Source organism: Curvibacter sp. GW821-FHT01G03 (assembly GCF_059422285.1).
Genome location: NZ_JBWKWP010000046.1, coordinates 1 through 2,039, shown reverse-complemented (window position 1 = coordinate 2,039; position 2,039 = coordinate 1). Strand labels below are relative to the sequence as shown.

The following is a 2,039-nucleotide window of genomic DNA, read 5'->3' as shown; positions in this document are numbered from 1 at the left end:
CGTTGGCATCGGTGCACGTGACCGAGCCCAGGCTGTAGGTGGCGGGCGTAGGCGTGATCTGGTTCAGCCGCGTGGCAACACCGGCGCTGCTCAGGAACTGAGGCCCCAAGGTTTGAGACGTGCTGCCACCGCTGCTGAAGGTAAGCGAACCGGCCACCCACCCGTTGCCATGGGTGGCATCAGGTGCCATGCCAAGTGTGGCCGCAGCGCTGCTGGGCAAGGTCACCGTGACACTGAGTTGGGGGGGCATTTGCAGGCTGACCGCGCAACTTGGTGAGTTGCCCGCAGCCATGGCCAGGGCATTCAGCGTCAGGCTGGATGAGGTGTAGCTCACCCCGCCACTGCCCAGGCCGGTGCAACTGACGCCTGATATCACGTAAGCACTGGGCGAGGCCGACAGGTTCAACGTCACCGGGTTGCCCGAGTCAAGCACCTGCGAGGCTCCCGACACGGGCGTCCCTGGCGCAGTGGTGGTCATGGACTGCGAAACCCAGCCATTGGTGCCAGTGAACGTGAACGTGCCGGTACCGCCCAGGCTGATCGCCGACAGAGTCAGAACCGAGCTGACCGTCTTGGCACCGGTCATGGCGCAGCCAGCGGGATCACCCGCAGCCAGACAGCTTGATGGGTCCCGGACATTGCCCGCCACCCAGGGGTCCATGGCTGCCACATTGCTGTACGTCGCGCTCGCCGACACCGGCGTCACCGTCACATTGAAATAAATGTTCGAGCTGGTAGAAACAGCACCGGGATAGGTCGGCATCACCACATGGCAGGTGAGGAACAAGCCGGCAGAAACCGTACCCGAGGGAGCGCAACTCACGGCGCTTGGGGTGTATGAAGGCAACCCGTTGACTGTCCTGGTCACCGGCTGAGCCCCGACGTAGTTCATTTGCGGCGGCAGCTGGTTGTACACCACGAAGGTGTTGGCGGCCGGCATCACCAAGGGCGACAGGGGGTACTGCTCGGCCAGTTTGAACAGATAGTCGGCGTTCTGTCCCATCACCAGCCTCGAAGGATTGACGGACTCCAGATTCCAGACGTTGTAGCGGTACTGCATCGTGCACTTCAACATCGCGCCCGGAAGCACCTGGTTCGCCGGCACGGTGAAGGTGCCCATCAACGGTGTGATGGGAATGTCGAAACTGCTTGTCGGGTTTCCGTTGTATGCAGCGTTGCTGTCCAAACAAGCCACGGAGGCCAGTGAGCGATAGGTTTGATAAGTACCCAAAAGAGAGTCCGTGTTGTCTGCTTCTGAACCCCTGACAAACATGAACGTGTCCCCACCAAAATTGATGGGTGTCGTGACCCCGGACAACTGAACCGGAGCGTAGGCCGCCGTCAGGTAAGCCGCTGGATAGTCATACGAAGTGCCCGCACTGACCGGCCCCAACCCAAGGTCACCCAGGCCATTGGGGTAGGTCGGCCCCGCCTGCAACACCCACCAACGGCTGATGGAGGTGTAGTCCGTGGCATTGGCACTGACCGTGAACTGCGGGCGCGGGGTCAATTCGATGCTGCAACGGATGGCCTGCCCCGCAGCAGTGGCCGTGCTGTTCAGCGTCAGCACGCCCGCGCTGTTATCAACGCTGGCCACAGCACCTGTCACGCCATTGCCCGCGCCATCCGTCACGGTGCAACTGCTGTTGGACACATACCAGGACCAAGAACTGTCCATGGACAGGGTCAGCGTACCAGCCGAGCCGGTCGCCAGGCTTTGCTGGGCCGTACCGGTGTTGCTCACCGGTACGCCAGAACCTGCCACGCCGGCGAAGCCCCCGGGGGCGGTGGTCACAACGCTGGCGCTGCTCCAACCGAGCGTGCCACTGGACTGAACCACCGGAAACGTACCTGTCAACGCCAGGCTGCTGAGACTGATTTGCAAGCTGGGTTGGGCTGCGCTGAAGGATGCAGCCACCGGATTGGTGCCCCCAACATGGGTGCCACCCAACGTGGCCGTCACGTTGTAACTGCCCGCCGTCGTCGCTGTCAGGGTGACCGAGCAGGTGCCCGCAGCGCCACCGCTCGTGGCGGTGGTG

General features: G+C 62.8%; 1 protein-coding gene. It reads right to left on the bottom strand.

Annotated features, from left to right (window positions below):
- A partial coding sequence (locus AC07VS_RS28725; RefSeq protein ID WP_494752682.1) for a prealbumin-like fold domain-containing protein occupies window positions 1–2,039 on the bottom strand: 2,039 nt, incomplete at both ends.